This is a genomic window from Streptomyces sp. NPDC052773 (assembly GCF_044547145.1).
In the GTDB taxonomy this organism is placed as follows: Bacteria; Actinomycetota; Actinomycetes; order Streptomycetales; family Streptomycetaceae; genus Streptomyces.
This window is the reverse complement of record NZ_JBITZX010000002.1, coordinates 489055-512677: the sequence shown is the minus strand read 5'-3', so window position 1 is coordinate 512677 and position 23623 is coordinate 489055. Positions and strand designations below refer to the sequence as shown.

Here is a 23623-nt window from a genome sequence, read left to right as displayed (position 1 = left end):
GCGGGACTCCATGGCACGCAACAAAGACACATCCGGACTGGTGGCGGAGCTTTTCGCGGAGTTCGCCGGCACGATGGTGCTCATTTTGTTCGGCTGCGGTGTGGTCGCTCAAGTGGTCGCAGGTGGAGCACTCACCACTCCACCGGGCGGTCTGGGTGATCACGACAGCATCGCCTGGGCGTGGGGGCTCGGCGTGACCCTCGGCGTGTATGTGGCGGCGCGGATCAGCGGCGCCCACATCAACCCCGCAGTGACACTCGCCCTCGCCGCCTTCAAGGGATTCCCGTGGAAGAAGGTGGCACCCTACGCCGTCGCCCAGACCGCGGGCGCCTTCGTGGCCGCTCTGCTGGTGCGATGGAACTACACCGAGGCGTTGGCGAAGGCCGATCCCGGTCACACCATCAAGACGCAGGGCGTCTTCTCGACCCTGCCCGCCAACGGCAACACGAACCTGCCGGTCTACGAGTGGGCTGCGTTCCGTGACCAGGTCATCGGCACGGCGATTCTGCTGCTGCTGGTCATGGCGGTCACGGACCTGCTCAACAATCCCCCGGGTGCCAATCTGGCCCCGTTCATCGTGGGACTCATCGTGGTCGCCATCGGCATGGCGTGGGGCACCCTCGCGGGATACGCGATCAACCCGGCACGTGACTTCGGGCCGCGCCTGGCGAGCTTCATCACCGGGTACGGCGGCGCGTGGCGAGATCAGTACGGCAATCTCTACTTCTGGGTGCCGATCCTCGGACCGCTGATCGGTGGCCTGCTCGGTGCGTTCCTCTACAAGTTCCTCATCGGCCGCTTCCTGCCGAGGGTGGAACCCGAGCCTCCGGGACGCGTCCCGGCCCCCGAGGGCTGACCGGCCCAGCGGCCCAGCGGCGCACAGCCCTGGTTTTCTCCGGAGAGGAAGCAACTCATGGCGGACTTCGTGGGCGCGGTGGACCAGGGAACCACCAGCACTCGGTTCATGATCTTCGACCACGACGGCAACGAGGTGGCCAAGCACCAACTGGAGCACGCCCAGATCTTTCCGCGCTCGGGCTGGGTCGAACACGACCCCGTGGAGATCTGGGAACGCACCAACACCGTGATGCAGACCGCAATGCGGGAGCGCAACCTGTCGGCATCCGACCTGGCGGCGGTCGGCATCACCAACCAGCGGGAGACGACCGTGGTCTGGGACCCCAGGACCGGCCGCCCGTACTACAACGCCATCGTCTGGCAGGACACCCGCACCGACTCCATCGCGGCGGCGCTCGAGCGGGACGGCCGCGGCGACGTCATTCGCCGGAAGGCGGGCCTCCCCCCGGCCACCTACTTCTCCGGCGGCAAGATCCAGTGGATGCTGGAGAACGTCGACGGCCTGCGCGAGGCCGCCGAGGCGGGCCACGCGCTTTTCGGCAACACCGACTGCTGGGTGCTGTGGAACCTGACCGGCGGGCCTGATGGCGGAACCCACGCCACCGATGTGACCAACGCCAGCCGCACCATGCTGATGAACCTGGAAACCCTCGACTGGGACGACGAACTGCTCGGTTTCTTCGGCATCCCGCGAGCGATGCTGCCACGCATCAATCCCTCCTCCCATGCCGACGCCTACGGCCAGGCGCGCACCTCCCGGCCACTGCGGGCCGCCATCCCCATCACCGGTGTCCTGGGGGACCAGCAGGCGGCCACCGTGGGCCAGGTGTGCTTCGCTCCCGGGGAGGCCAAGAACACCTACGGCACCGGCAACTTCCTCGTGCTCAACACGGGCACGGAGCTGGTGCGCTCCCGGCACGGGCTGCTCACCACGGTGGCGTACCAGCTCGGCGACAGCCCGGCGGTCTACGCCCTGGAAGGCTCCATGGCCGTGACGGGCTCGGCCGTGCAGTGGCTGCGCGACCAGTTGAAGATCATCCGAAGCGCGGCGGAGAGCGAACAGCTGGCAGCGACCGTGGAGGACAACGGCGGCATGTACTTCGTGCCGGCCTTCTCCGGCCTCTTCGCGCCCTACTGGCGTTCCGACGCCCGAGGAGCGATGGTCGGGCTGTCCCGCTTCCACCACGGCGGCCACATCGCACGGGCCACGCTGGAGGCCATCTGCTACCAGAGCCGCGACGTGGTGGAGGCCATGGAACAGGACTCGGGCGTCCATCTGGACGTGCTGAGGGTCGACGGCGGGGTGACCGCAAATGATCTGTGCATGCAGATGCAGGCCGACATCCTCGGCGTCCCGGTCAGCCGCCCGGTCGTCGCCGAGACCACCGCGCTGGGTGCCGCCTATGCCGCCGGGCTCGCCACCGGGTTCTGGGAGAGCGAGGACGAACTGCGCAGTCACTGGCAGGAGTCCAAGCGGTGGGAGCCGCAGTGGAGCGACGAGCAGCGCGCGGAGGGCTACGCCGGGTGGAAGAAGGCGGTGGAGCGAACCCTCGACTGGGCAACGGTCGAATAGCGGCCCCGGGCCCGCCCGTGCCCACCGGCTCCGCGCGGGCCGGTGCGCCGAACCGCTGGGAGGCGATCGCCGTGAGGGCTGTGGCGCTCTCGCTGTCAGCCCTCGACGGCGTCCTCGTTACGCCCCTCGGCGAACTCCCACCAGGCGAGCGGAAGCCAGTCGCCGCCCACGAAGGCGTCGACGGTCGACCCACGTCCGCTGATGGTCACAGGGGTACCGGGCGGGTACGTGGTGCCGGACACGCCGGGCACAGGGACGAGCAGGGTCCCGAAGCGCTGAGTCACTTTGCTCGTCCTCCGATTCGGCGCGAGGTTGAAATGGATAATTACTCGAAAATACCCGGCTTGTCCCGTGCTGCCTATAGGGGGAGCATGAGAGTTGGGTCACGTGAGGCGAACGGCCGCCGCTCTTTCCGCCGTTTCCACTGACCGTTCGCATCGGGTTACGTTCGGTTGACGGCCGTTTGTCTCCGGCGGCGAGGACATATTGCAGCGAGGGCATATCGCTCAACGGAGGTGTCGGTATGAAGGCCGTTGTCTACAAGGGACCATTCGAAGTAGCGGTGGAAGAAGTCGAGACGCCCCGTCTCCAGCACCCGAACGACGTGATCGTACGGGTCACGTCCACCGCGATCTGCGGCTCCGACCTGCACATGTATGAGGGTCGTACGGCCGCCGAGCCGGGCATCGTCTTCGGCCACGAGAACATGGGCATCGTCGAGGAGGTCGGCGAGGGCGTCACGACGATCAAGCAGGGCGACCGTGTGGTCATGCCCTTCAACGTCGCCTGCGGATTCTGCAAGAACTGCGTGGCGGACTACACCGGCTTCTGCCTCACCGTGAATCCCGGATTCGCCGGTGGCGCGTACGGCTATGTGGCGATGGGGCCGTGGATCGGTGGTCAGGCCGAATACGTGCGCGTACCGTACGCCGACTTCAACTGTCTGCCGCTGCCGGAAGGCACCGAGAACGAGAGCGATTTCGTTCTCCTCGCCGATATCTTCCCGACCGGTTACCACGGCAACGAACTCGCCCAGGTCTCTCCGGGCGAGAGTGTCGTGGTGTACGGCGGTGGCCCCGTCGGTCTGATGGCCGCCTACTCGGCCATGCTGCGCGGTGCGTCGAAGGTGTTCGTCGTCGACCGGGTGCTGGAGCGGCTGCAGAAGGCCGAGGAGATCGGCGCGATCCCGATCAACTTCGCCGAGGGCGACCCCGTGGAGCAGATCAAGGACCAGACGGACGGCGAAGGCACGGACAAGGGCATCGACGCCGTCGGGTACCAGGCCGTGGCCGGGGGCGCGGACCGCGAGGAACCCGCGGCCGTTCTGAACTCGATCATCGAGACCGTGCGGCCGACCGGAGCACTCGGCATACCCGGGCTCTACGTGCCGGCCGACCCGGGGGCGCCGGACGAGCAGGCCAAGCGGGGCCGGCTCGTGGTCGCGATCGGGAAGCTCTTCGAGAAGGGACTGCGTCTGGGTACCGGACAGTGCAACGTGAAGCGCTACAACCGGCAGCTGCGCGACCTGATCATCCAGGGCCGCGCACGGCCGAGCTTCGTCGTCTCCCATGAGGTGCCGTTGGAGGAGGCACCCACGGCGTACGACAAGTTCGACAAGCGTGTCGAGGGTTACACCAAGGTCATCCTGCACCCAGGGCAGTAGCGCAGGGCTCTGCCGTGGCGGCACCGCCCGCCGGCCGGGGCCAGGCCCGGGTCGGCGGGCGGGCTTCGTGTGGGCGTCTGTCACGCGCTCACCCCACGGGACCACGCCAACCGGCCCGCCCGCCGGCCCGCCCGCCGGCTCGGCGGCCGGGTCAGCGGATCACCAGCACGTGGTCGCCGCGCGGCAGCAGCTCGCCCACGACGGGCGCGCCGGGGATCTCGCCGGCCACCAGCAGCCCGCCGGAGGTCTGCGCGTCGGCCAGCAGTAGTGCCTCGTCCTCGCTCGCCGCCGACAGGTCGCTGTGCGGGCGTACCCATTCCAGGTTCCGGCGGGTGCCCCCGCTGACGTATCCGTCGCGCAGCGCCTGCCGGGCGCCGTCGAGGTAGGGCACGGCGGTCGCGTCGATCAGTGCCGTGACGCCGCTCGCTCGCGCGAGTTTGTAGGCGTGTCCGAGCAGCCCGAACCCGGTGACGTCCGTCGCGCAGGTGACACCGGAGGCGATCGCCGCTTCGGCCGCCTCCCGGTTGAGCCGTGTCATGACCTCGACCGCCTGCGGGAACACCTCGCCGGTGGCCTTGTGCCTGCTGTTCAGGACGCCGACGCCAAGCGGCTTGGTCAGCGACAGCGGCACGCCCGGCTCGCCCGCGTCGCTGCGCAGCAGACGGCCGGGGTCGACCAGGCCGGTGACGGCCATGCCGTACTTGGGCTCGGGGTCGTCCACGCTGTGGCCGCCCGCGACGTGGCAGCCGGCGGCCGCGGCCGTCACCAGGCCGCCGCGCAGCACCTCGCGGGCCAGTTCGAGGGGGAGCACCCCGCGCGGCCAGGCCAGCAGGTTCACGGCGAGCAGGGGACGGCCGCCCGTGGCGTACACGTCGGACAGTGCGTTCGCCGCGGCGATCCGGCCCCAGTCGTAGGCGTCGTCGACCACGGGCGTGAAGAAGTCGGTGGTGGCCAGCACGGCCGTGCCGTCCTTCAGCCGGACGACCGAGGCGTCGTCACCGTCGTCGAGCCCGACCAGCAGTTCCCCCACGGGGTCGCGGACCGGGACGGCGGCGCCGAGGTCCCGCAGCACCTCCTCCAGCTCACCGGGCGGGATCTTGCAGGCGCACCCACCGCCGTGCGCGTACTGGGTGAGGCGGACGGCTTCACGGGGCGACGTCGATGAGGTCACATGGGCCATGATCCTGCAAGTGTCCCATTAGCGCTTACATGAGGCTTTTGCGAAGATGGCTGCCAGTGCGAGGAGGCGTATCCGGCCTGGTGACCGGCCCGGTCTTCAAAACCGTTGAACGGCAGGAGCTGCCGTTGGCGGGTTCGATTCCCGTCCGCCTCCGCCACCCGCCGCGCAGTAGGGCCACGGCGAGCAGGAGAGGTGCCATGAGCGATCCGCGCCGGCGCATCCCCGGCACCGACTCCGTGCTGGCCGAGCCGCGCATCGCCACGGCGGTACGGATGCTGGGGCGTCCCCTGGTGAAAGCCGCGATCGCCGAGGCCCAGCGGCGCGCGAGGAACGGTGAGATCGCCCCCGAGGATGTCGTGGACGCGGTGGTCGGCCACCTGCCCGAGCGGGCCTGCGGCCTGCGGCCGGTGATCAACGCCACCGGCGTGCTGGTGCACACGAACCTCGGCCGTGCGCCGCTGTCGGATGCCGCCCGGGACGCCGTGACGGCCGCGGCCGGATGCACGGACGTCGAGTTCGACCTCGCGGAAGGCCGCCGGGCCCGCCGCGGACGCGGGGCCCTCGCCGCGCTGGCCGAGGCCGTACCCGATGCCGGCGCGGTGCACGTGGTGAACAACAACGCGGCAGCGCTGCTCCTGTGCGCCCTGGTGATGTCCCGCGGACGGGAGATCGTGATCAGCCGGGGCGAGCTGGTCGAGATCGGCGACGGGTTCCGCATTCCGGAGCTGCTGGCGTCCACCGGGGCCCGGCTGCGCGAGGTCGGCACCACGAATCGCACCCATGCGCGGGACTATGCGGAGGCCCTCGGCCCCGACACCGCGTTCCTGCTCAAGGTTCACGCGTCAAACTTCCACATCAGCGGTTTCACCGCGGCGGCGGATGTGGCCGAGCTTGCGGCGCTCGGCCCCCCGGTGGTCGTGGACATCGGCTCCGGCCTGCTCGCCCCGCACCCGTTGCTCCCCCACGAGCCGGACGCCGCCACCGCTCTGCGCGCCGGAGCGGCGCTGGTGACGGCCAGCGGAGACAAGCTGCTCGGCGGTCCCCAGGCCGGGCTGCTGCTCGGGGAGGCAGGACTGGTCGAGCGACTGCGACGGCACCCCGCGGCGCGGGCCCTCCGGGTGGACAAGCTGACCCTGGCCGCGCTGGAGGCGACGCTGCGCGGTCCGGAGCCACCCGTACGCACCGCCCTGGCCGCCGACGAGACCACCGTGCGGGAGCGCGCCACCCGGCTTGCCGAACGGCTGCGGGCCGAGGGAGTACCCGCGGAGGTGCTGCGCACGGAGTCGGCCGTGGGCGGTGGCGGCGCGCCCGGGGTGACCCTGCCCAGCACGGCCGTCGGCCTGCCCGCGCGGTACGGCCCGCTGCTGCGCACCGGTGTGGTCCCGGTCGTCGGCCGGCTGGAGCGCGGACGGTGCCTGCTGGACCTGCGCACGATCCGGGCGGAGGAGGAGCAGTCGGTGCTGGAGTCCGTACTCGCCGCGCGGCGATCACACACAGGCGGTGCGAGCGGCGGAAACGTGGACGGCAGGGACGGCAGGGACGGCAGGGACGGCACGGACGGCGGGGACGACCACGGGAGTGAGCGGCCGTGCAGGTGATCGCCACCGCCGGTCATGTCGATCACGGCAAGTCGACGCTGGTGAGGCAGCTCACCGGGATGGAGCCGGATCGCTGGGAGCAGGAGCGCCGGCGCGGCCTGACCATCGACCTCGGTTTCGCCTGGACGACCCTCCCGGGCGGACCAGAGGTGGCGTTCGTCGACGTCCCCGGCCACGAGCGGTTCGTGCCCAACATGCTCGCGGGAATCGGCCCCGTCCCCGCCGTGCTGTTCGTGGTGGCCGCCGACGAGGGGTGGATGCCGCAGTCGACCGAGCATCTGGAGGCGCTCGACGCCCTGGGCGTGCGACACGTGCTTCTCGCCGTGACCCGCTGCGACCTGGCCGACCCGGAGCCGGCCCGGCGACAGGCACTGGCCCGGATGACGGCGGCCGGCCTGCGACCGGTCGACTCGGTGACCGTGAGCGGGCGCACCGGCGAGGGCCTGGACCGGCTGCGTGTCGGACTGACCCGGCTGGTCGAAGCCCTCCCGCCTGCCGATCCGGACGCCGACGTCCGGCTGTGGGTGGACCGCTCGTTCAGCGTCGTCGGCGCGGGCACGGTGGTCACCGGGACACTGCCGGCCGGCAGCCTGCGAGCGGGAGCGGAACTTCAGCTGGGGTCCACCGGGGCGGTGATGCGGGTACGCGGCCTGCAGGCGCTGGGCCGGAACACACCCGAGGTCCGTGCCGTGGCCCGGGTGGCGGTCAATCTGCGCGGCGTCGAGCACCATGCGATCGGCCGCGGCGACGCGCTGCTCACTCCGGGAAGGTGGCTGACGACGGCCGAGGTCGACGTCGCACTGCGCTTCGGCGACGGCGACCGTGACGGGCGCGGGTGGCGCGGCGAGGGCGACCGTGACCGCCGCGGGCGGCGCGGCGACGGCGGTGAGGCCGGTGACCACAGCAGCGACGGTGACGTCGGTGAACGCCGCGACCTTCCCCGCGAGCTCGTGCTGCACGTGGGATCCGCATCCGTCGCCGCCCGTATCAGGCCGCTGGGAGCGGACAGCGCCCGGCTGCGGCTGGCCCGGCCCCTGCCGCTGCGCGTCGGCGACCGCGCGTTGCTGCGCGACCCCGGTCGCCACCGCATCGCCGCCCGTGTCGACGTACTCGACGTGACGCCCCCCGAACTGCGCCGACGCGGTGCCGCGCGGTCGCGTGCCGTGGAGCTGGCCGCGCTGACCGGTGCCCCACCCCGGGCGGTGGCCGAGGCGATACTGCTCCGGCGCCGCTTCACGACCGCGGGCGAACTGCACTCCATGGGGTTGCCCGAGGTCGGCGAGCCGGTGGGTGACGGCCGACGGGTTCACGCGAGCGTGTGGCGCGACCTGCTCGCCGCCGTGCGTGCCGTGGTCGACCAGTGGGGCGGCGATCACCCTCTGGAGTCCGGGGTGCCCGTGGAGGTGGTACGGCAGCGGTTGCGGCTGCCCACCACCGGCGTGGTGGAACGGCTTGCCGATGCCGCGTCGCTGCCGGTGGTGGGCGGGCGGGTGTGCGCGCCGGGCCGCCTTGCGGCGCTTCCCGGCCCCGTCGCGGCGGCGGTGGCCGCGCTGGCCGCCGAGTTGCGCGATGCGCCGTTCGCGGCGCCGGACGCCGCCAGGATGGCGGAGCTGCGGCTGGGTCCCCGGGAGCTGGCCGCCGCGGTGCGCGCCGGCCGCCTGCTGAAAGTGGCCGACGGCGTCTTCCTGCTTCCGGACGGCGAGGCACGGGCCGCCGAGGTGCTCGCGGAACTGCCCCAGCCATTCACCCTGAGCCAGGCACGGCAGGCGCTGCGGACCACTCGGCGGGTCGCAGTACCGCTGCTGGAGCTGCTGGACCGCCGCGGTGCCACCGAGCGGCTGCCCGACGACACCCGTCGCGTGCGTACCCTGCCGCCGAACGGTCACCCGGCCCGGGGCGAGGCCTGATCGGTGCTGGGTGCCGAGGCCGACGCGCCCGGCGCGGGCCGGCTTTCCCGGGACAGCCGACGGGACTCGACATGCCCCCCACCCGACCCGGCGTTACGTTGGCTGGGACGGCGGAAGGGCGCGAGGCGGGAGATCGCCATGGGCCTGCGGCAGTGGATCGACGGCTGGCCGGTGTACCGGCAGCTCACCGGCGACGATGCGCTGGGCAGAGGGACCGCGGCACGTTCGCGCGGTACCGAGCGGCTGTCCGCCCGTACCGAGCGGGCCGACAGGGTCGTACGGTCCGTGTGCCCGTACTGCGCCGTGGGCTGCGGGCAGAAGGTCTACGTCCAGGACGAGAAGGTCACCCAGATCGAGGGCGACCCGGACTCGCCGATCTCACGCGGCCGGCTGTGCCCCAAGGGTGCGGCGAGCAAGCAGCTGGTGACCGGCCCCGGCCGGATCAGCGCCGTCCTCCACCGGCCGCCGTACGGCACGGGGTGGGAGCGGATCCCGCTCGACCGGGCCATGGACATGATCGCCGACCGGGTCATCGAGACCCGTCGGCGGACCTGGCAGGACACGCATCGCGGCGTCCCCGTCCGGCGCACGCTCGGCATCGCCTCTCTCGGCGGAGCGACGCTGGACAACGAAGAGAACTACCTGATGAAGAAGCTCTACACGGCGCTGGGCGCCATCCAGATCGAGAACCAGGCGCGGATTTGACACTCCGCCACGGTTCCCGGTCTGGGGACCTCGTTCGGCCGTGGCGGAGCCACGACGTTCCAGCAGGACCTGGCCGAGGCCGACTGCATCCTCATCCAGGGCTCCAACATGGCCGAGTGCCATCCGGTCGGCTTCCAGTGGGTGATGGAGGCCAGGGAACGGGGTGCCACGATCATCCACGTCGACCCCCGCTTCACCCGCACCAGCGCGCTCGCGGACGTCCACGTGCCGCTGCGCGCCGGGACGGACATCGCCTTCCTCGGAGCCCTGATCAACCATGTGCTGAGCAACGGCAAGGACTTCCGCGAGTACGTTGTCGCCTACACCAACGCGCCGGCGATCCTCCGGGAGGACTTCGCCGACACCGAGGACCTGGACGGGCTGTTCTCCGGTTTCGACCCGGAGAGCCACCACTACGAGGCGACCAGCTGGATGTACGAGGGCGCGCAGGCCTCGGCCGCGGCCGGTGACCGGGACCGGTGGACGGCGGCGGGCGACGAGGGCGAGCAGGGCGCGGCCGCCCGGCAGCACGGAGGCCGTGAGCTGCGCGAGACCGCCCGCGCGGAGTCGTACGGCGCCGGCGGCCCCGCCCTGGACGGGAAGCCGGCCATGGACCCGACGCTGCGGCACCCTCGCTGCGTCTACCAGGTCCTCAAGCGGCACTTCGCCCGCTACACGCCGGAGTTGGTCGAGGACGTCTGCGGCGTCTCCCGTGAGCTGTTCGCCCGGGTGGCCGATGCGATCACCGCCAACTCGGGCCGCGAGCGCACCACGGCGCTGTGCTACTCCGTCGGCTGGACCCAGCACACCGTCGGGGTGCAGTACATCCGCACCGCGTCCATCCTGCAGGCGCTGCTGGGCAACATCGGGCGTCCGGGAGGCGGCATCCTGGCGCTGCGCGGACACGCCAGCATCCAGGGTTCCACAGACGTGCCCACTCTGTTCGACCTGCTGCCCGGCTACATCCCCATGCCGCACGCCCACCAGCACCAGGACCTGGACGCGTTCGTCGCCGCGGACGCCGGCACGACGGGCTTCTGGGGCAACATGCGCGCGTACGTGGTGAGTCTGCTCAAGGCGTGGTGGGGAGAAGCGGCCACCGAGGAGAACGACTACCGCTTCGACTGGCTGCCCCGCCTGACAGGCGACCACGGCACCTACCGCACGGTGCTGAACCAGCTCTCGGGAGAGTGCAAGGGGTACTTCCTCGTCGGGGAGAACCCGGCCGTCGGTTCAGCCAACGGCAAACTGCAGCGGCTGGGCTTGGCGAACCTGGACTGGCTGGTGGTGCGTGACCTGCGGCTGATCGAGAGCGCGACCTTCTGGGAGGACGGGCCGGAGATCGAGACCGGTGAGCTGCGCACCGAGGAGATCCCGACGGAGGTGTTCTTCCTGCCGGCCGCGGCGCACACGGAGAAGGACGGCAGCTTCACCAACACCCAACGGCTGCTGCAGTGGCACCACGCGGCGGTCGCCCCGCCGGGGGACGCCCGCAGCGACCTGTGGTTCTACCACCATCTCGGACGCATCATCAGGGAGAGGCTCGCGGGGTCCACCGACCCACGTGACCGCCCCCTGCTCGACCTCACCTGGGACTACCCGACGTCCGGCCCGTTGGCCGAACCGAGCGCCGAGGCCGTGCTGGCCGAGATCAACGGATACGGGCCGGACGCGCAGCCGCTGTCGACGTCGGCCCAGCTCCGGGACGACGGCTCCACCGCCTGCGGAGTGTGGATCTACTGCGGGGTCCGCGCCGACGGGCACAACCACGCGGCGAACCGCCGGCCGCGTGACGAGCAGAGCCGAGTCGCCCCCGACTGGGGCTGGGCATGGCCGGCCAACCGCCGCATGCTCTACAACCGGGCGTCCGCCGATCCCGAGGGGCGGCCGTGGAGCGAGCGCAAGCGGTACGTGTGGTGGGACGCCCAGCAGGGCCGGTGGACCGGGGAGGACGTCCCGGACTTCGAGGCGGACAAGCCGCCCGACTACCGGCCGCCCCCGGGCGCGAGAGCCCAGGACGCCCTGGCCGGGACGGACCCGTTCATCATGCAGAGCGACGGCCGGGCCTGGCTGTTCGCGCCGGCCGGACTGGCCGACGGCCCGCTGCCCGCGCACTACGAGCCGTACGAGTCGCCGGTGGACAACCCGCTGTACGGGCAGCAGACGAACCCGGCGCTCCAGGCCTACGACCGTGCGGTGAACCGGTACCACCCGGCCGGCAGCGAGGTGTATCCGTACACGTTCACCACCTACCGGCTCACCGAGCACCACACGGCCGGCGGCATGAGCCGTGCCCTGCCCTATCTGTCCGAGCTGCAGCCCGAGTTCTTCTGCGAGGTCTCCCCCGAACTCGCCGCGGAGCGCGGCCTGGAGCACCTCGGCTGGGCGACCATCACCACGGCCCGCGCGGCGGTCGAGGCGAGAGTGCTGGTGACCGATCGCATCAAACCGCTGCGGGTCCGAGGCCGCACCATCCACCAGGTGGGGATGCCGTACCACTGGGGCCCGGAGGGACTGTCCACGGGTGACGCGGCGAACGAGCTGCTGTCCGTGGTGCTCGACCCGAACGTGCGCATCCAGGAGTCCAAGGCGGCGACCTGCGACATCCGGCCGGGCAGGCGACCACGGGGCCCGGCGCTGCCGGCCCACGTGGCGGCGTACCGGCGACGCGCCGGCCTCCCGGACGACACCCCGCCGGGCACAGGAGAGGGGCAGCGATGACTTCCGACCGCAACCGGCTGTCCGGCCCGTTGGCCGACCCCAGCGCGGACGCCGGTTACCCGGACACCCACCCGCCCCGGATGGGGTTCTTCACGGACACCTCCGTCTGCATCGGCTGCAAGGCGTGCCAGGTGGCGTGCAAGGAGTGGAACCGGCTTCCGGCGGAGACCGAGGAACTCGACCTGCTCGGGCAGTCGTTCGACAACACGGGCGCGCTGAGCGCCGACAACTGGCGGCACGTGGCGTTCATCGAGCAGAAGATCGAGCAGAAGGTGGCGCCGGACCGGCCACCCGTCGATCTGGGCATGCCGGCGATGGGTCCGCCCGGGCACGACGCGGATGCCGGGGAGGACCGGGTGCGCTGGCTGATGTCCAGCGACGTGTGCAAGCACTGCACCCACGCCGCGTGCCTGGACGTCTGCCCGACCGGGTCGTTGTTCCGCACCGAGTTCGGGACCGTGGTGGTGCAGGAGGACATCTGCAACGGCTGCGGATACTGCGTGCCGGCGTGCCCGTACGGCGTGATCGACGTACGCCCGGGCGACGGCCGGGCCTTCAAGTGCACGCTGTGCTACGACCGGTTGGGGGCGGGCCGCGAACCGGCCTGTGCCCAGGCGTGCCCGACCGACTCCATCCAGTTCGGCCGCCTGGAGGAACTGCGCGAGCGAGCCGACCGGCGGGTGACCGAGCTGCACGAGCGCGGGGTGGACCAGGCACGGCTGTACGGCCGGGATCCGCAGGACGGTGTCGGCGGTGACGGCGCGTTCTTCCTCCTGCTGGACGAGCCCGAGGTGTACGGGCTGCCGCCCGACCCGGTGGTCACCACCCGTGACCTGCCGTCGATGTGGCGGCACGCGGCCGCGGCCGCCGCCGGTGTGGCCGTGAGCGTGGCGCTGTCCTTCGTGGGGCGGGGGACCTTCCACGGGCGACGGCGCTGAGGTGCCGACCCGGTGCACGACGGCTCAGAAGCGAGCGGCGAGCAGCCGCGAAGGGCGACGGAGAGGAGAAGCCGTGACGGGGAGCGGTGAGCGGGAGCGGCGCATGGTTCCGCGCGCGGAGTTCCGGTCGTACTACGGCCGGCCGGTCCTCAAGCGTCCCACCTGGAAGGTGCCGGACGTGCCGGCGTATCTGTTCCTCGGGGGAACGGCCGGTGCGTCCGCGGCCATGGCGGCGGTGGCCGAGCTGACCGGGCGTCGGGAGCTGGCGGGAGCGGGCCGGTGGGTCGCCGCCGCCTCGACGGCGGCCGGCGTCGCCGCCCTCGTCCACGACCTGGGCCGTCCCGAGCGCTTCACGCACATGCTGCGCGTCCTCAAGCCCACCTCGCCGCTGTCGGTGGGCTCCTGGATCCTGGCGCCGTTCTCCGCGCTCGCCACCGCCTCGGCCGCCTCGCAGGCCACCGGGCGGCTGCCGAGGCTCGGCCGGCTCGCCGCCCTCGGCTCCGGCGTGCTGGGACCGGCGATGTGCACCTACACCGCGGTGCTGCTCTCCGACACGGCGGTGCCGGCGTGGCACGAGGCGTATCCGGAGTTGCCGTATCTGTTCGCCGGCAGCTCGCTGGCCGGCGCCGCGGGTGCCGCGCTGCTCTGCGCACCCGCCGCGGACCACGGGCCGCCGACCCGGATGGGCCTCCTCGGCACGGTCATGGAAATCGCCGCGATGCACCGCATCGAGCGACGGCTCGGACTGGTCGGTGAGCCATACGTCACGGGTCGGCCCGGCCGGCTGCTGACCCTGGCCAAAGCGCTGGCCGGGGCCGGAGCCGTGCTGTCGGTTCTCCCGGATCGCCGGTCGGTCCCGGTCCCGGTCCCCGTCCTGGCCGGAGGGGCGTACCTGGCAGCGGGACTGTGCACCCGCTTCGGCATCTTCGCAGCGGGCATCGCGTCCGCCGAGGACCCGGCGTACGTGGTGACTCCGCAGCGACAGCGCCTCGAGTCGGGCGGCGGCGGCGCCTCTTAGTACCCCAGTGCGACTTCGTGATCTATCCGGTCGTGGGGGCGGCGAGTCGTTGCTGGGAGTGGCTGCGCCGGGCTGTGGCCTGGTGGTTTCGGCGCCAGTTTGACCACTGCATCGACTACAACTGCTGAGCCACGCGCCGTCGGCTCAGCGGGACCTGCGGCTCTCCGCCGCGGCGAACAGCGCGCACGCCAGCACCAGCAGCGTCACGCTCGCGAAGATGCCGTAGTCGTCCAGGAACGCGACGCGCGCCACCAACCCGCCGTCCCAGTCGGTGAACTCCTGCACCAAACCCATCACGCCCTGCACCAGGGCCACGAATCCGAGAAACTCCAGCACGGTCTTCATGCACGAGACTCTCGCCCCGCGGACCCTCCACACGTAATCGGCCGCGGGGCGGGATCCGTGCGACGCAAGTCGCCGCCCGTGCCGTACCACCCCGCACCGGTCGGCGCGGGGTGGTACGACTTTCGTCGGACAGCCGCGTGACGTACGTCGGAGATCGCGCGACCCACGTAGAGATCGCGCGACCCACGTCGGACAACGCACGACCTACGTCGGACAACGCATGACTTACGTCGTCGGTCAGGCCCGCGGACCCCTGACCCGGCCCGCGGCTGCGTAGATTTGTCGACCGTGACGAACGACAGCACGGCACCGCAGGCGCCGGCGTTCACGGGACGCCGGTGGCTGTTCCCGTCCGCCGTGATCCATGAACTGGACGCGGACGGCGCGTCACCGGGACGATCCGGCCGGCCCCGCCGCACCGCGCGCGACTGGGCTGTCGACATCACCTGCTTCGTGCTCTCCGCCCTCATCGGCCTCGCCGGCGCGGAGACCGTCTCCGGCGACCCCGCCACACCCCACGGCCTCGCCGTCGTCGACCAGACGCTCGGCGCCCTCGCCTGCGCCGCGATCTGGCTGCGCCGCCGGTGGCCGGTCGCGCTCGCCGCCGCCCTGACCGCCCTCGGCCCGATCGCCGTCACCGCCGGAGGAGCCGGTCTGGTCGCCCTGTTCACGCTCGCCGTGCACCGGCCCTTCCGGTACGTCGCCTGGATCGGCGGCGCCTCCCTCGCGCTCATCCCGCTCGTCCTCTGGCTGCGCCCGGAGCCCGACCTGCCCTACCCGGCCGCCGTCGTGCTCACCGCGCTGCTCACCCTCTCCGCCATCGGCTGGGGCATGTTCGTCCGCTCCAAGCGGCAGCTCATGCTCAGCCTGCGCGACCGCGCCCGGCGGGCGGAGACGGAGGCCCGGCTGCGCGCCGAACAGGCCCAGCGGCTGGCCCGCGAAGCCATCGCCCGCGAGATGCACGACGTCCTCGCCCACCGGCTCACCCTGCTCAGCGTGCACGCCGGCGCGCTGGAGTTCCGGCCCGACGCCTCCCGCGAGGAGATCGCCCGCGCGGCCGGCGTGATCCGCGCGAGCGCCCACGAAGCCCTCCAGGACCTGCGCGAGATCATCGGCGTACTGCGGGCGGGCGAACCGGACGACGCGGGCCGCCCGCAGCCCACGCTCGGCGCCCTCGACACCCTGGTCGCCGAGTCCCGGCAGGCCGGCATGAAGGTCACCCTCGTCCACCAGGTCGCCGACCCGTCCGCCGTCCCCGCCTCCGTCGGCCGCACCGCGTACCGCATCGCCCAGGAAGGCCTCACCAACGCCCGCAAGCACGCCCCCGGCACCGAGGTCACCGTCCGCGTCTCCGGCGCCCCCGGCGACGGCCTCACCATCATCGTCACCAACCCCGCCCCCGACGGCGACGTCCCGCACGTCCCCGGCTCCGGCCAGGGCCTGATCGGCCTCACCGAGCGCGCCACACTGGCCGGCGGACGCCTGGAACACGGGCCCCGCGCGGACGGCGGGTTCGAGGTGCGGGCCTGGCTGCCATGGGGCTGAGCCGACCGCCCGGCCCACGACCGCACCTCGTCCGCCCCACGATCCCCACACCATCCGCCCCCGTCCGCAGCCCCACCGTCCCTCGCCCACCGTCCCTCGCCCACCGTCCCTCGACGTCATCCCGCGCGGGACGGCCGTGATTACGTAACCCCATGACTGCGATCCGACTGCTTCTCGTCGACGACGACCCCCTGGTGCGGGCCGGCCTGTCCTTCATGCTGGGCGGGGCCGACGACATCGAGATCGTCGGCGAGGCCGCCGACGGCGACGAGGCCGAGGCGCTGGTCGAGCGGACCCGCCCGGACGTGGTCCTCATGGACATCCGGATGCCGACCGTGGACGGGCTCACCGCCACCGAGCGGCTGCGCTCGCGCACGGACGCCCCGCAGGTCGTGGTGCTCACCACCTTCCACGCCGACGACCAGGTACTGCGCGCCCTGCGCGCGGGCGCCGCCGGATTCGTCCTCAAGGACACCCCGCCCGCCGACATCCTCGACGCCGTGCGCAAGGTCGCGGCGGGCGACCCCGTGCTGTCGCCCGCCGTCACCCGGCAGTTGATGGCCCACGCGGCGGGCACCGCCGCCGACGTCCGGCGCACACGCGCGCGGGAGCGCGTCGCCGTCCTCGGCGAGCGGGAACGGGAGGTCGCCGTCGCGGTGGGCCACGGTCTGTCCAACGCCGAGATCGCCGGGCGGCTGTTCATGAGCGTGCCCACCGTCAAGACCCACGTCTCGCGCATCCTCGCCAAGCTGAACCTGAACAACCGCGTCCAGATCGCGCTGCTGGCCTACGACGCGGGACTCCTGGACGTACCCGACGGCGATGCGGCGGTCGGTGATGTCGCGGTCGGTGACGCGCCGGGCGGCGCCGCGCCGAATGGCCCGGCCGGGCACTGATCGGGCCGCCCGTTCGTTGACGGGGTGACAGAAGGGGAGAGACATGGGGGACTTGATCGATCTCGCCGCCTACGGCGACGCGTTCCGCACCGACCCGCACCCGGTCTACGCCGAGCTGCGCGAGCGGGGCCCGGTGCACCGGGTGCGGCTGCCGTTGCCCGAGGGGTACGAGACCTGGCTGGTCGTCGGGTACGAGGAGGCGCGCGCCGCGCTCGCCGACCCGCGGCTGTCCAAGGACGCGAGCCGCATCGGCTTCACACCGCTGGACCAGGAGCTGATAGGGCCGTATCTGCTGGTCGTCGACCCGCCCCGGCACACCCGGCTGCGCGCGCTCGTCACCCGCGCGTTCACCGCCCGCCGGGTGGAGGAGCTGCGACCCCGCGTGCAGAAGATCACCGACGACCTGCTGGACGCGATGCTGCCGCTCGGCCGCGCCGACCTGGTCGAGTCGTTCGCCTTCCCGCTGCCCATCACCGTGATCTGCGAACTGCTCGGCGTGCCCGAGCTGGACCGCGCGGAGTTCCGCAAGCTGTCCACGGAGTCCGTCGCCCCGACGAGCGCGGAGAGCGGCAACGACGCGGTCACCCGGCTCGGCACCTATCTGACCGAGCTGATCGAGGACAAGCGCCGCGCCGGCCCCGGCGACGACCTGCTCAGCGCGCTTATCGGCACCACGACCGAGGACGGCGACCGGCTCTCCCCGGAGGAACTGCGCGGCATGGCCTACGTGCTGCTGATCGCGGGCCACGAGACGACGGTCAACCTCATCACCAACGGGGTCCACGCCCTGCTCACCCACCCCCGCCAACTGGCCGCCCTGCGCGCCGACATGTCCCTCATCGACAGCGCCGTCGAGGAGATGCTGCGCTGGGAGGGCCCGGTGGAGAACGCCACCTTCCGGTACGCCGCCGAGCCACTGGAGATAGGCGGAACCCGCGTCGAGGCGGGCGAGCCCGTCATGATCGGCCTCACCGCGGGCGACCGCGACGACGCCCGCTATCCCGACGCCGACCGCTTCGACATACGCCGCGACCCCCGCGGCCACCTCGCCTTCGGCCACGGCATCCACTACTGCCTGGGCGCCCCCCTGGCCCGCCTGGAGGCCCGCACCGCCATCCGCACCCTCCTCGACCGCGCCCCGGACCTCACCCTCGACGGCCCACCCGGCGACTGGCTCCCGGGCATGCTGATGCGCGGCATGCGCAGCCTGCCGGTGCGCTGGTAGGGGGCGCCGACCGGGACCACCGTCGCCGCCCGGCCCGGCGGCCCACCACCCAGCCGCCGCACCCACCGAAGCCGCCGGGCGGCTACCCGCCGGGTCACCGCCCAGCCTGGTCCTGCCCGGCCGTCGTCACCAAACCCAGCCCCGTCGGGCCCAGGCGCAGCGCCGTTCACCGGGGAGCCCATAGCCCCCGGGCGCAGCCCGAACCCCCGCGCGGCCCCGCCGACGCGGGGCGGCCAACCCACCCGCCTACCGGAACACCGCCTCGGCCCCACCCGGGATCTCCGCCAGCCGTACCGGTCTGCGCTCGCGCCGTGAGCGTTCGCAGGCCTCGGCGATGCGGAGTGCCTGCAACGCCTCGCGGCCGTCGCACGGGTTGGGTCGTTCGCCCCGTACGACCTCCACGAACGCGGTGAGTTCGGCCTCGTACGCGGGCCCGAAGCGCTCCAGGAACCCGGTCCACGGCCGGGACGCGGCGGGTGGACCGGTGGGCTCGGTGGAGGCGATGGGTGTCCGGTCGTCCAGGCCGACGACGATCTGGTCCAGTTCCCCGGCCAGCTCCATGCGGACGTCGTAGCCCGCCCCGTTGAGCCGGGTGGCCGTCGCCGTGACGAGCGTGCCGTCGTCCAGGGTGAGCAGCGCCGCACCCGTGTCGACATCGCCCGCCGCGCGGAACATCGGCGGACCCGCGTCGGACCCGGTGGCGTACACCTCCACCACCTCACGGCCGGTCACCCAGCGCGCGATGTCGAAGTCGTGGATGAGGGTGTCCCGGAACAGTCCGCCGGACAGCGGGAGATAGCCGGCCGGCGGCGGCGCGGCGTCGGAGGTCATGGCCCGCACCGTGTGCAGCCGCCCGAGCCGTCCCGAGCGGACCGCCTCGCGCGCACCCGTGTACCCCACGTCGAAGCGGCGCTGGAACCCCATCTGCAGAACGGTCCCGGCCGCCTCCACCTCGGCGAGCGCGTGCAGCGTGCCGGGCAGGTCCAGCGCGATCGGCTTCTCGCAGAACACCGGCAGTCCCGAGCGCGCCGCCCGCCCGATCAGCTCCGCGTGGGCCGAGGTCGCCGTGGTGATCACCACCGCGTCCACGCCCCACCGGAAGATCTCCTCCACCCCGGGCGCCGCCGTCTCGCCCAGCCGGAGGGCCAGTTCCTGCGCCCGCGCGGGGTCCGTGTCCGTCAGAATCAGCGAGCCGACGTCACGGTGCCGGCTGAGCGTGTTCGCATGGATGGTGCCGATGCGGCCCGTACCGATGACCCCGATGCGCATGTCATCACGGTGGGGCAGAGCCACCCCCCTGTCAATCCGAATGTCCGGACAATCGGACTACACAACTTCCCGTCAACCAGTCGTGAAAGCTACGCTCGCCCCGTGCCGAAACCAGATGCCGACCCGACCGTCCAGCTCGACCTCAGTGTGGACCGGAGTTCTCCGGTGCCCCTGTACTTCCAGTTGTCCCAGCAACTGGAGGCCGCGATCGGGCAGGGAACGCTGACCCCGGGCAGCCTGCTGGGCAACGAGATCGAGCTGGCCGCACGGCTGGGCCTGTCCCGGCCCACCGTCCGCCAGGCCATCCAGTCCCTGGTCGACAAGGGGCTGCTGGTGCGCCGCCGCGGCGTCGGCACCCAGGTCGTGCACAGTCAGGTGAAGCGCCCCCTGGAGCTGAGCAGCCTCTACGACGACCTGGAGGCGGCCGGCCAGCGCCCCGCCACGAAGGTGCTGGTGAACACCGTCGTCCCGGCGTCCGCCGAGGTCGCCGCGGCGCTCGGCGTCGCCGAGGACAGCGACGTCCACCGCGTCGAACGGCTCCGGCTCGCGCACGGTGAGCCGATGGCGTACCTGTGCAACTTCCTGCCGCCCGGACTGCTCGACCTGGACACCGCGCAACTGGAGGCCACCGGCCTGTACCGGCTGATGCGGGCCGCGGGGATCACCCTGCACAGCGCCCGGCAGTCCATCGGCGCCCGCGCCGCCACCGCCGCCGAGGCGGACCGGCTCGGCGAGACCGAGGGCGCCCCGCTGCTCACCATGCAGCGCACCACCTTCGACGACACCGGCCGCGCCGTCGAGTACGGCACCCACACCTACCGCCCGAGCCGCTACTCCTTCGAGTTCCAGCTCCTCGTACGGCCCTAGGGTGGTCCTCGCCGATCATGCCGGGCTCCCGGCGTCTGGCACCGCGCCTCGCCGCGTTGTCGTCGGTCGCCGATTCCCCCACGCTCGGCTGCGCTCGCGCGGGGGGACCCCCATCGCATCGACTCCCTCCTCCGCCTTGCGACGCACGGCACCGGACACCGCTCGCTGATCCGGCCTGATCGATGAGACACCTCCTGGACGCACGGTCCCGCCGACGCCGTCGTTCGTCGCAATGTCCGGACAATGTGACCGGCTCGCGCTCCCCGGTCACGGGGCCCAGGGTCCCTGTGTTCGATACTGGGGCGTTTGGGGCCGGTGAGGCACCGCCCCGGACGTACCGAAGAACGACGTACCGAAGAACACGGCACGACAAGAACACAGCAAGAAGGGCACGGCCTCGTGGCACGGTTTCGGACCTGGGTAGGCATCGCGGTGGCAGGGGCACTGACACTGTCCCTCGCGGGGTGCAGCAGCACCGGCGGCAAACGCGCCGAGGACGCCCGCAAGGCCGCGGCCGCCCGGGGCGAGGCGGCGGTGACCACCCCCCGCTGGACCTTCGCCATGATCACCCACTCGGGTGACGGCGACACCTTCTGGGACATCGTCCAGAGCGGCGCGAAGGAAGCCGCCGCCAAGGACAACATCAACTTCCTCTACTCCCACGACGACGAGGCCCAGCAGCAGGCCCAGCTCGTCGACGCGGCCATCGACAAGAAGGTCGACGGCATCATCGTCACCCTCGCCAAGCCGGACGCGATGAAGGCCGCCGTGGCCCGCGCGGTCAAGGCGGGCATCCCCGTGGTGACCGTGAACTCCGGCTCCGAGCAGTCCGAGGAGTTCGGCGCGCTCACCCACATCGGCCAGGACGAGACCATCGCCGGCCAGGCCGTCGGCGAGGAGCTGAACAAGCGCGGCAGGAAGAAGGCGCTCTGCGTCCTGCACGAACAGGGCAACGTCGGCCACGAGCAGCGCTGCGCCGGGGTGAAGGACACCTTCGACGGCGAGGTGCAGAACCTCTACGTCACCGGCACGAGCATGCCCGACGTGCAGTCCGCCATCGAGGCCAAGCTCCAGACCGACAAGAAGGTCGACGCCGTCGTCACCCTCGGCGCCCCCTACGCGGACACCGCCGTCAAGGCCAAGCAGGGCGCGGGCAGCGACGCCGAGATCGACACCTTCGACCTGAACGCCAAGGTCGCCGCCGGCCTCAAGGACGGCACCCTCGGCTTCGCCGTCGACCAGCAGCCGTACCTCCAGGGCTACGAGGCGATCGACCTGCTGTGGCTGTACAAGTACAACGCCGACGTCCTCGGCGGCGGCAAGCCGGTGCTCACCGGGCCGCAGATCATCACCAAGGACCAGGCCGCGGCCCTGGAGGAGTACACGAAGCGGGGCACCCGATGAGCGCGACCACCACCGGCGACGAACGCCTGCTGCACACCTCGCCCCTGCGCAAGCTCCTCGGCCGCCCCGAACTGGGCTCGGTCGTCGGCGCGCTCGCCGTCTTCGTCTTCTTCGCGTTCGCCGCCGACAGCTTCCTGCGCGCCTCCAGCCTCAGCACCGTCCTGTACGCGGCGTCCACGATCGGCATCATGGCCGTCCCGGTCGCGCTGCTGATGATCGGCGGCGAGTTCGACCTGTCCGCCGGTGTCCTCGTGACGTCGTCCGCGCTGATCTCGTCGATGTTCAGCTACCAGATGACCGCCAACGTCTGGGTCGGCGTCGGCGTGTCCCTGCTGGTCACCCTCGCGATCGGCGCCTTCAACGGCTTCATGCTGACCCGCACCCAACTGCCGAGCTTCATCATCACGCTCGGCACCTTCCTCATGCTCACCGGCATGAACCTCGGCTTCACCAAGCTGATCTCCGGCACCGTCTCCACCAAGACGATCGCCGACATGGAGGGCTTCCCGAGCGCCCGCGACGTCTTCGCCTCGACCCTCACGATCGGCGGCGTCGACTTCAAGATCACCATCCTGTGGTGGTTCGCACTCGTCGCCGTCGCCTCCTGGATCCTGCTGCGCACCCGCGCCGGCAACTGGATCTTCGCGGTCGGCGGCAACCAGGACGCGGCCCGCGCGGTGGGCGTCCCCGTCCGGGCCACCAAGATCGGCCTCTACATGGGTGTCGCCTTCGGCGCCTGGATCGCCGGCCAGCACCTGCTCTTCTCCTACGACGTCGTCCAGTCCGGCGAGGGCGTCGGCAACGAGCTGATCTACATCATCGCGGCCGTCATCGGCGGCTGCCTGATCACCGGCGGCTACGGCAGCGCCGTCGGCTCGGCGGTCGGCGCGTTCATCTTCGGCATGACCAGCAAGGGCATCGTCTTCGCCGAGTGGGACCCCGACTGGTTCAAGTTCTTCCTCGGAGCGATGCTGCTCCTCGCGACCCTGCTCAACGCCTGGGTCCGCAAGCGCGCGGAGGCCACCAAGTGACGACCGACACCGCGACCCGTACGGCGCTCGTCGAACTCACCGACGTAAGCAAGCACTACGGCAACGTCCGCGCTCTCGAGGGTGTCTCCCTGGAGGTGCGGGCGGGCGAGATCACCTGCGTGCTGGGCGACAACGGCGCGGGCAAATCGACGCTCATCAAGATCATCGCGGGCCTGCACGAGCACGACGGCGGAACCCTGCGCATCGGGGGCGAGGAGACCCGCCTGTCCTCCCCGCGCGAGGCCCTGGACCGTGGCATCGCCACCGTCTACCAGGACCTGGCCGTCGTCCCCCTCATGCCGGTGTGGCGCAACTTCTTCCTCGGCTCGGAACCGAGGAAGGGGGTGGGCCCCTTCAAGCGCATGGACGTCGACTTCATGCGGAAGACCACCCACGCCGAACTCCTCCGCATGGGCATCGACCTCCGCGACGTCGACCAGCCCATCGGCACCCTCTCCGGCGGCGAACGCCAGTGTGTGGCCATCGCGCGGGCGGTGTACTTCGGCGCGAAGGTCCTCATCCTCGACGAGCCGACGGCGGCACTGGGCGTGAAGCAGTCGGGCGTCGTCCTGAAGTACGTGGCGGCGGCCCGGGACGAAGGCTTGGGCGTTGTGTTCATCACGCACAACCCGCACCACGCGTACCTGGTCGGCGACCGTTTCGTCCTGCTGCGCCGGGGGACCATGGTGGGCAACCACACACGGGACGAGATCTCCCTGGACGAGCTGACGGACCAGATGGCGGGCGGAACCGACCTCGCGGAGCTCCGCCGCGAACTGAAGGGTGCTCAGGGGCGCGGGGCGTGACGATGTACGGCTCCGCCGCGTGGGCGCGACCAGCCACAACGGCGCCGCACCCGGCACTGAACCGGAACCACGCC

At 71.8% G+C, this 23623-nt stretch carries 19 protein-coding genes and 1 tRNA gene; 16 read left to right on the top strand and 4 right to left on the bottom strand.

The features are described 5' to 3' along the window. Positions 1-10 precede the first annotated feature (10 nt). Both ACIG0D_RS07385 and glpK read left to right on the top strand, forming a co-directional pair. Positions 11-856, top strand: coding sequence for an MIP/aquaporin family protein (locus ACIG0D_RS07385; protein WP_399796902.1), 846 nt, complete (start codon positions 11-13; stop codon positions 854-856). A 57-nt stretch (positions 857-913) separates the two neighbouring features. After that, the gene (gene glpK, locus ACIG0D_RS07380; protein WP_399796900.1) at positions 914-2431 is read left to right on the top strand and encodes a glycerol kinase GlpK; all 1518 of its coding nucleotides are present in this window, start codon (positions 914-916) and stop codon (positions 2429-2431) included. Between the two features lie 95 nt (positions 2432-2526). On the opposite strand, the gene ACIG0D_RS07375 is transcribed toward glpK, so the two are convergent. Continuing rightward, positions 2527-2715 carry a hypothetical protein gene (locus ACIG0D_RS07375; RefSeq protein ID WP_365763860.1) on the bottom strand — a complete coding sequence of 63 codons (189 nt, stop codon included), beginning with the start codon at positions 2713-2715 and terminating at the stop codon, positions 2527-2529. A gap of 239 nt (positions 2716-2954) precedes the next feature. Here ACIG0D_RS07375 and ACIG0D_RS07370 point away from each other — a divergent pair, with 239 nt between their 5' ends. Then, positions 2955-4094, top strand: a complete 1140-nt coding sequence (locus ACIG0D_RS07370) for a glutathione-independent formaldehyde dehydrogenase (protein ID WP_399796897.1) — start codon at positions 2955-2957, stop codon at positions 4092-4094. Between the two features lie 151 nt (positions 4095-4245). On the opposite strand, the gene selD is transcribed toward ACIG0D_RS07370, so the two are convergent. Beyond that, a complete protein-coding gene (gene selD, locus ACIG0D_RS07365; RefSeq protein ID WP_399796895.1) occupies positions 4246-5274 on the bottom strand; it encodes a selenide, water dikinase SelD in 1029 nt (342 codons plus the stop codon). Between the two features lie 62 nt (positions 5275-5336). Here selD and ACIG0D_RS07360 point away from each other — a divergent pair. From ACIG0D_RS07360 to nrfD, 6 genes are all read left to right on the top strand, one after another. After that, positions 5337-5431 (top strand) — tRNA-Sec (locus ACIG0D_RS07360). Between the two features lie 40 nt (positions 5432-5471). Then, the gene (gene selA, locus ACIG0D_RS07355) at positions 5472-6872 is read left to right on the top strand and encodes an L-seryl-tRNA(Sec) selenium transferase (protein WP_399796893.1); all 1401 of its coding nucleotides are present in this window, start codon (positions 5472-5474) and stop codon (positions 6870-6872) included. Beyond that, positions 6863-8779, top strand: a complete 1917-nt coding sequence (locus ACIG0D_RS07350) for a SelB C-terminal domain-containing protein (RefSeq protein WP_399796891.1) — start codon at positions 6863-6865, stop codon at positions 8777-8779. Before selA ends, ACIG0D_RS07350 begins: the two co-directional genes overlap by 10 nt. 138 nt (positions 8780-8917) lie before the next feature. Further along, positions 8918-12205 carry a formate dehydrogenase gene (fdh, locus tag ACIG0D_RS07345; protein ID WP_399796889.1) on the top strand — a complete coding sequence of 1096 codons (3288 nt, stop codon included), beginning with the start codon at positions 8918-8920 and terminating at the stop codon, positions 12203-12205. Beyond that, on the top strand, positions 12202-13143 hold the full coding sequence (locus ACIG0D_RS07340) for a 4Fe-4S dicluster domain-containing protein (RefSeq protein WP_399796887.1): 942 nt from the start codon (positions 12202-12204) through the stop codon (positions 13141-13143). Before fdh ends, ACIG0D_RS07340 begins: the two co-directional genes overlap by 4 nt. A gap of 73 nt (positions 13144-13216) precedes the next feature. After that, entirely contained in the window at positions 13217-14161 is a 945-nt protein-coding gene (gene nrfD, locus ACIG0D_RS07335; protein ID WP_399796885.1) for an NrfD/PsrC family molybdoenzyme membrane anchor subunit, read from the top strand. A 144-nt stretch (positions 14162-14305) separates the two neighbouring features. On the opposite strand, the gene ACIG0D_RS07330 is transcribed toward nrfD, so the two are convergent. Continuing rightward, on the bottom strand, positions 14306-14506 hold the full coding sequence (locus ACIG0D_RS07330) for a hypothetical protein (protein WP_399796883.1): 201 nt from the start codon (positions 14504-14506) through the stop codon (positions 14306-14308). A gap of 279 nt (positions 14507-14785) precedes the next feature. Between ACIG0D_RS07330 and ACIG0D_RS07325 the strand changes: the two genes are divergently transcribed. From ACIG0D_RS07325 to ACIG0D_RS07315, 3 genes are all read left to right on the top strand, one after another. Continuing rightward, positions 14786-16051 (top strand): sensor histidine kinase, encoded by a 1266-nt coding sequence (locus tag ACIG0D_RS07325; protein WP_399796881.1) that lies wholly within the window; start codon positions 14786-14788, stop codon positions 16049-16051. Positions 16052-16203: 152 nt separating this feature from the next. Beyond that, the gene (locus ACIG0D_RS07320; protein ID WP_399796879.1) at positions 16204-16947 is read left to right on the top strand and encodes a response regulator; all 744 of its coding nucleotides are present in this window, start codon (positions 16204-16206) and stop codon (positions 16945-16947) included. Between the two features lie 43 nt (positions 16948-16990). Next, a complete protein-coding gene (locus tag ACIG0D_RS07315; protein WP_399796877.1) occupies positions 16991-18172 on the top strand; it encodes a cytochrome P450 in 1182 nt (393 codons plus the stop codon). Between the two features lie 246 nt (positions 18173-18418). Here ACIG0D_RS07315 and ACIG0D_RS07310 read toward each other — a convergent pair whose 3' ends face one another. After that, on the bottom strand, positions 18419-19441 hold the full coding sequence (locus ACIG0D_RS07310; RefSeq protein WP_399796875.1) for a Gfo/Idh/MocA family oxidoreductase: 1023 nt from the start codon (positions 19439-19441) through the stop codon (positions 18419-18421). 102 nt (positions 19442-19543) lie between these two features. On the opposite strand from ACIG0D_RS07310, the gene ACIG0D_RS07305 reads away from it, so the two are divergent. From ACIG0D_RS07305 to ACIG0D_RS07290, 4 genes are all read left to right on the top strand, one after another. Then, positions 19544-20308 carry a GntR family transcriptional regulator gene (locus ACIG0D_RS07305; protein WP_365761614.1) on the top strand — a complete coding sequence of 255 codons (765 nt, stop codon included), beginning with the start codon at positions 19544-19546 and terminating at the stop codon, positions 20306-20308. A 399-nt stretch (positions 20309-20707) separates the two neighbouring features. Then, on the top strand, positions 20708-21712 hold the full coding sequence (locus ACIG0D_RS07300; protein ID WP_399796873.1) for a sugar ABC transporter substrate-binding protein: 1005 nt from the start codon (positions 20708-20710) through the stop codon (positions 21710-21712). Beyond that, a complete protein-coding gene (locus ACIG0D_RS07295) occupies positions 21709-22743 on the top strand; it encodes an ABC transporter permease (RefSeq protein WP_399796871.1) in 1035 nt (344 codons plus the stop codon). Before ACIG0D_RS07300 ends, ACIG0D_RS07295 begins: the two co-directional genes overlap by 4 nt. Then, positions 22710-23549 carry an ATP-binding cassette domain-containing protein gene (locus ACIG0D_RS07290; RefSeq protein WP_399797095.1) on the top strand — a complete coding sequence of 280 codons (840 nt, stop codon included), beginning with the start codon at positions 22710-22712 and terminating at the stop codon, positions 23547-23549. Before ACIG0D_RS07295 ends, ACIG0D_RS07290 begins: the two co-directional genes overlap by 34 nt. Positions 23550-23623 lie beyond the last annotated feature (74 nt).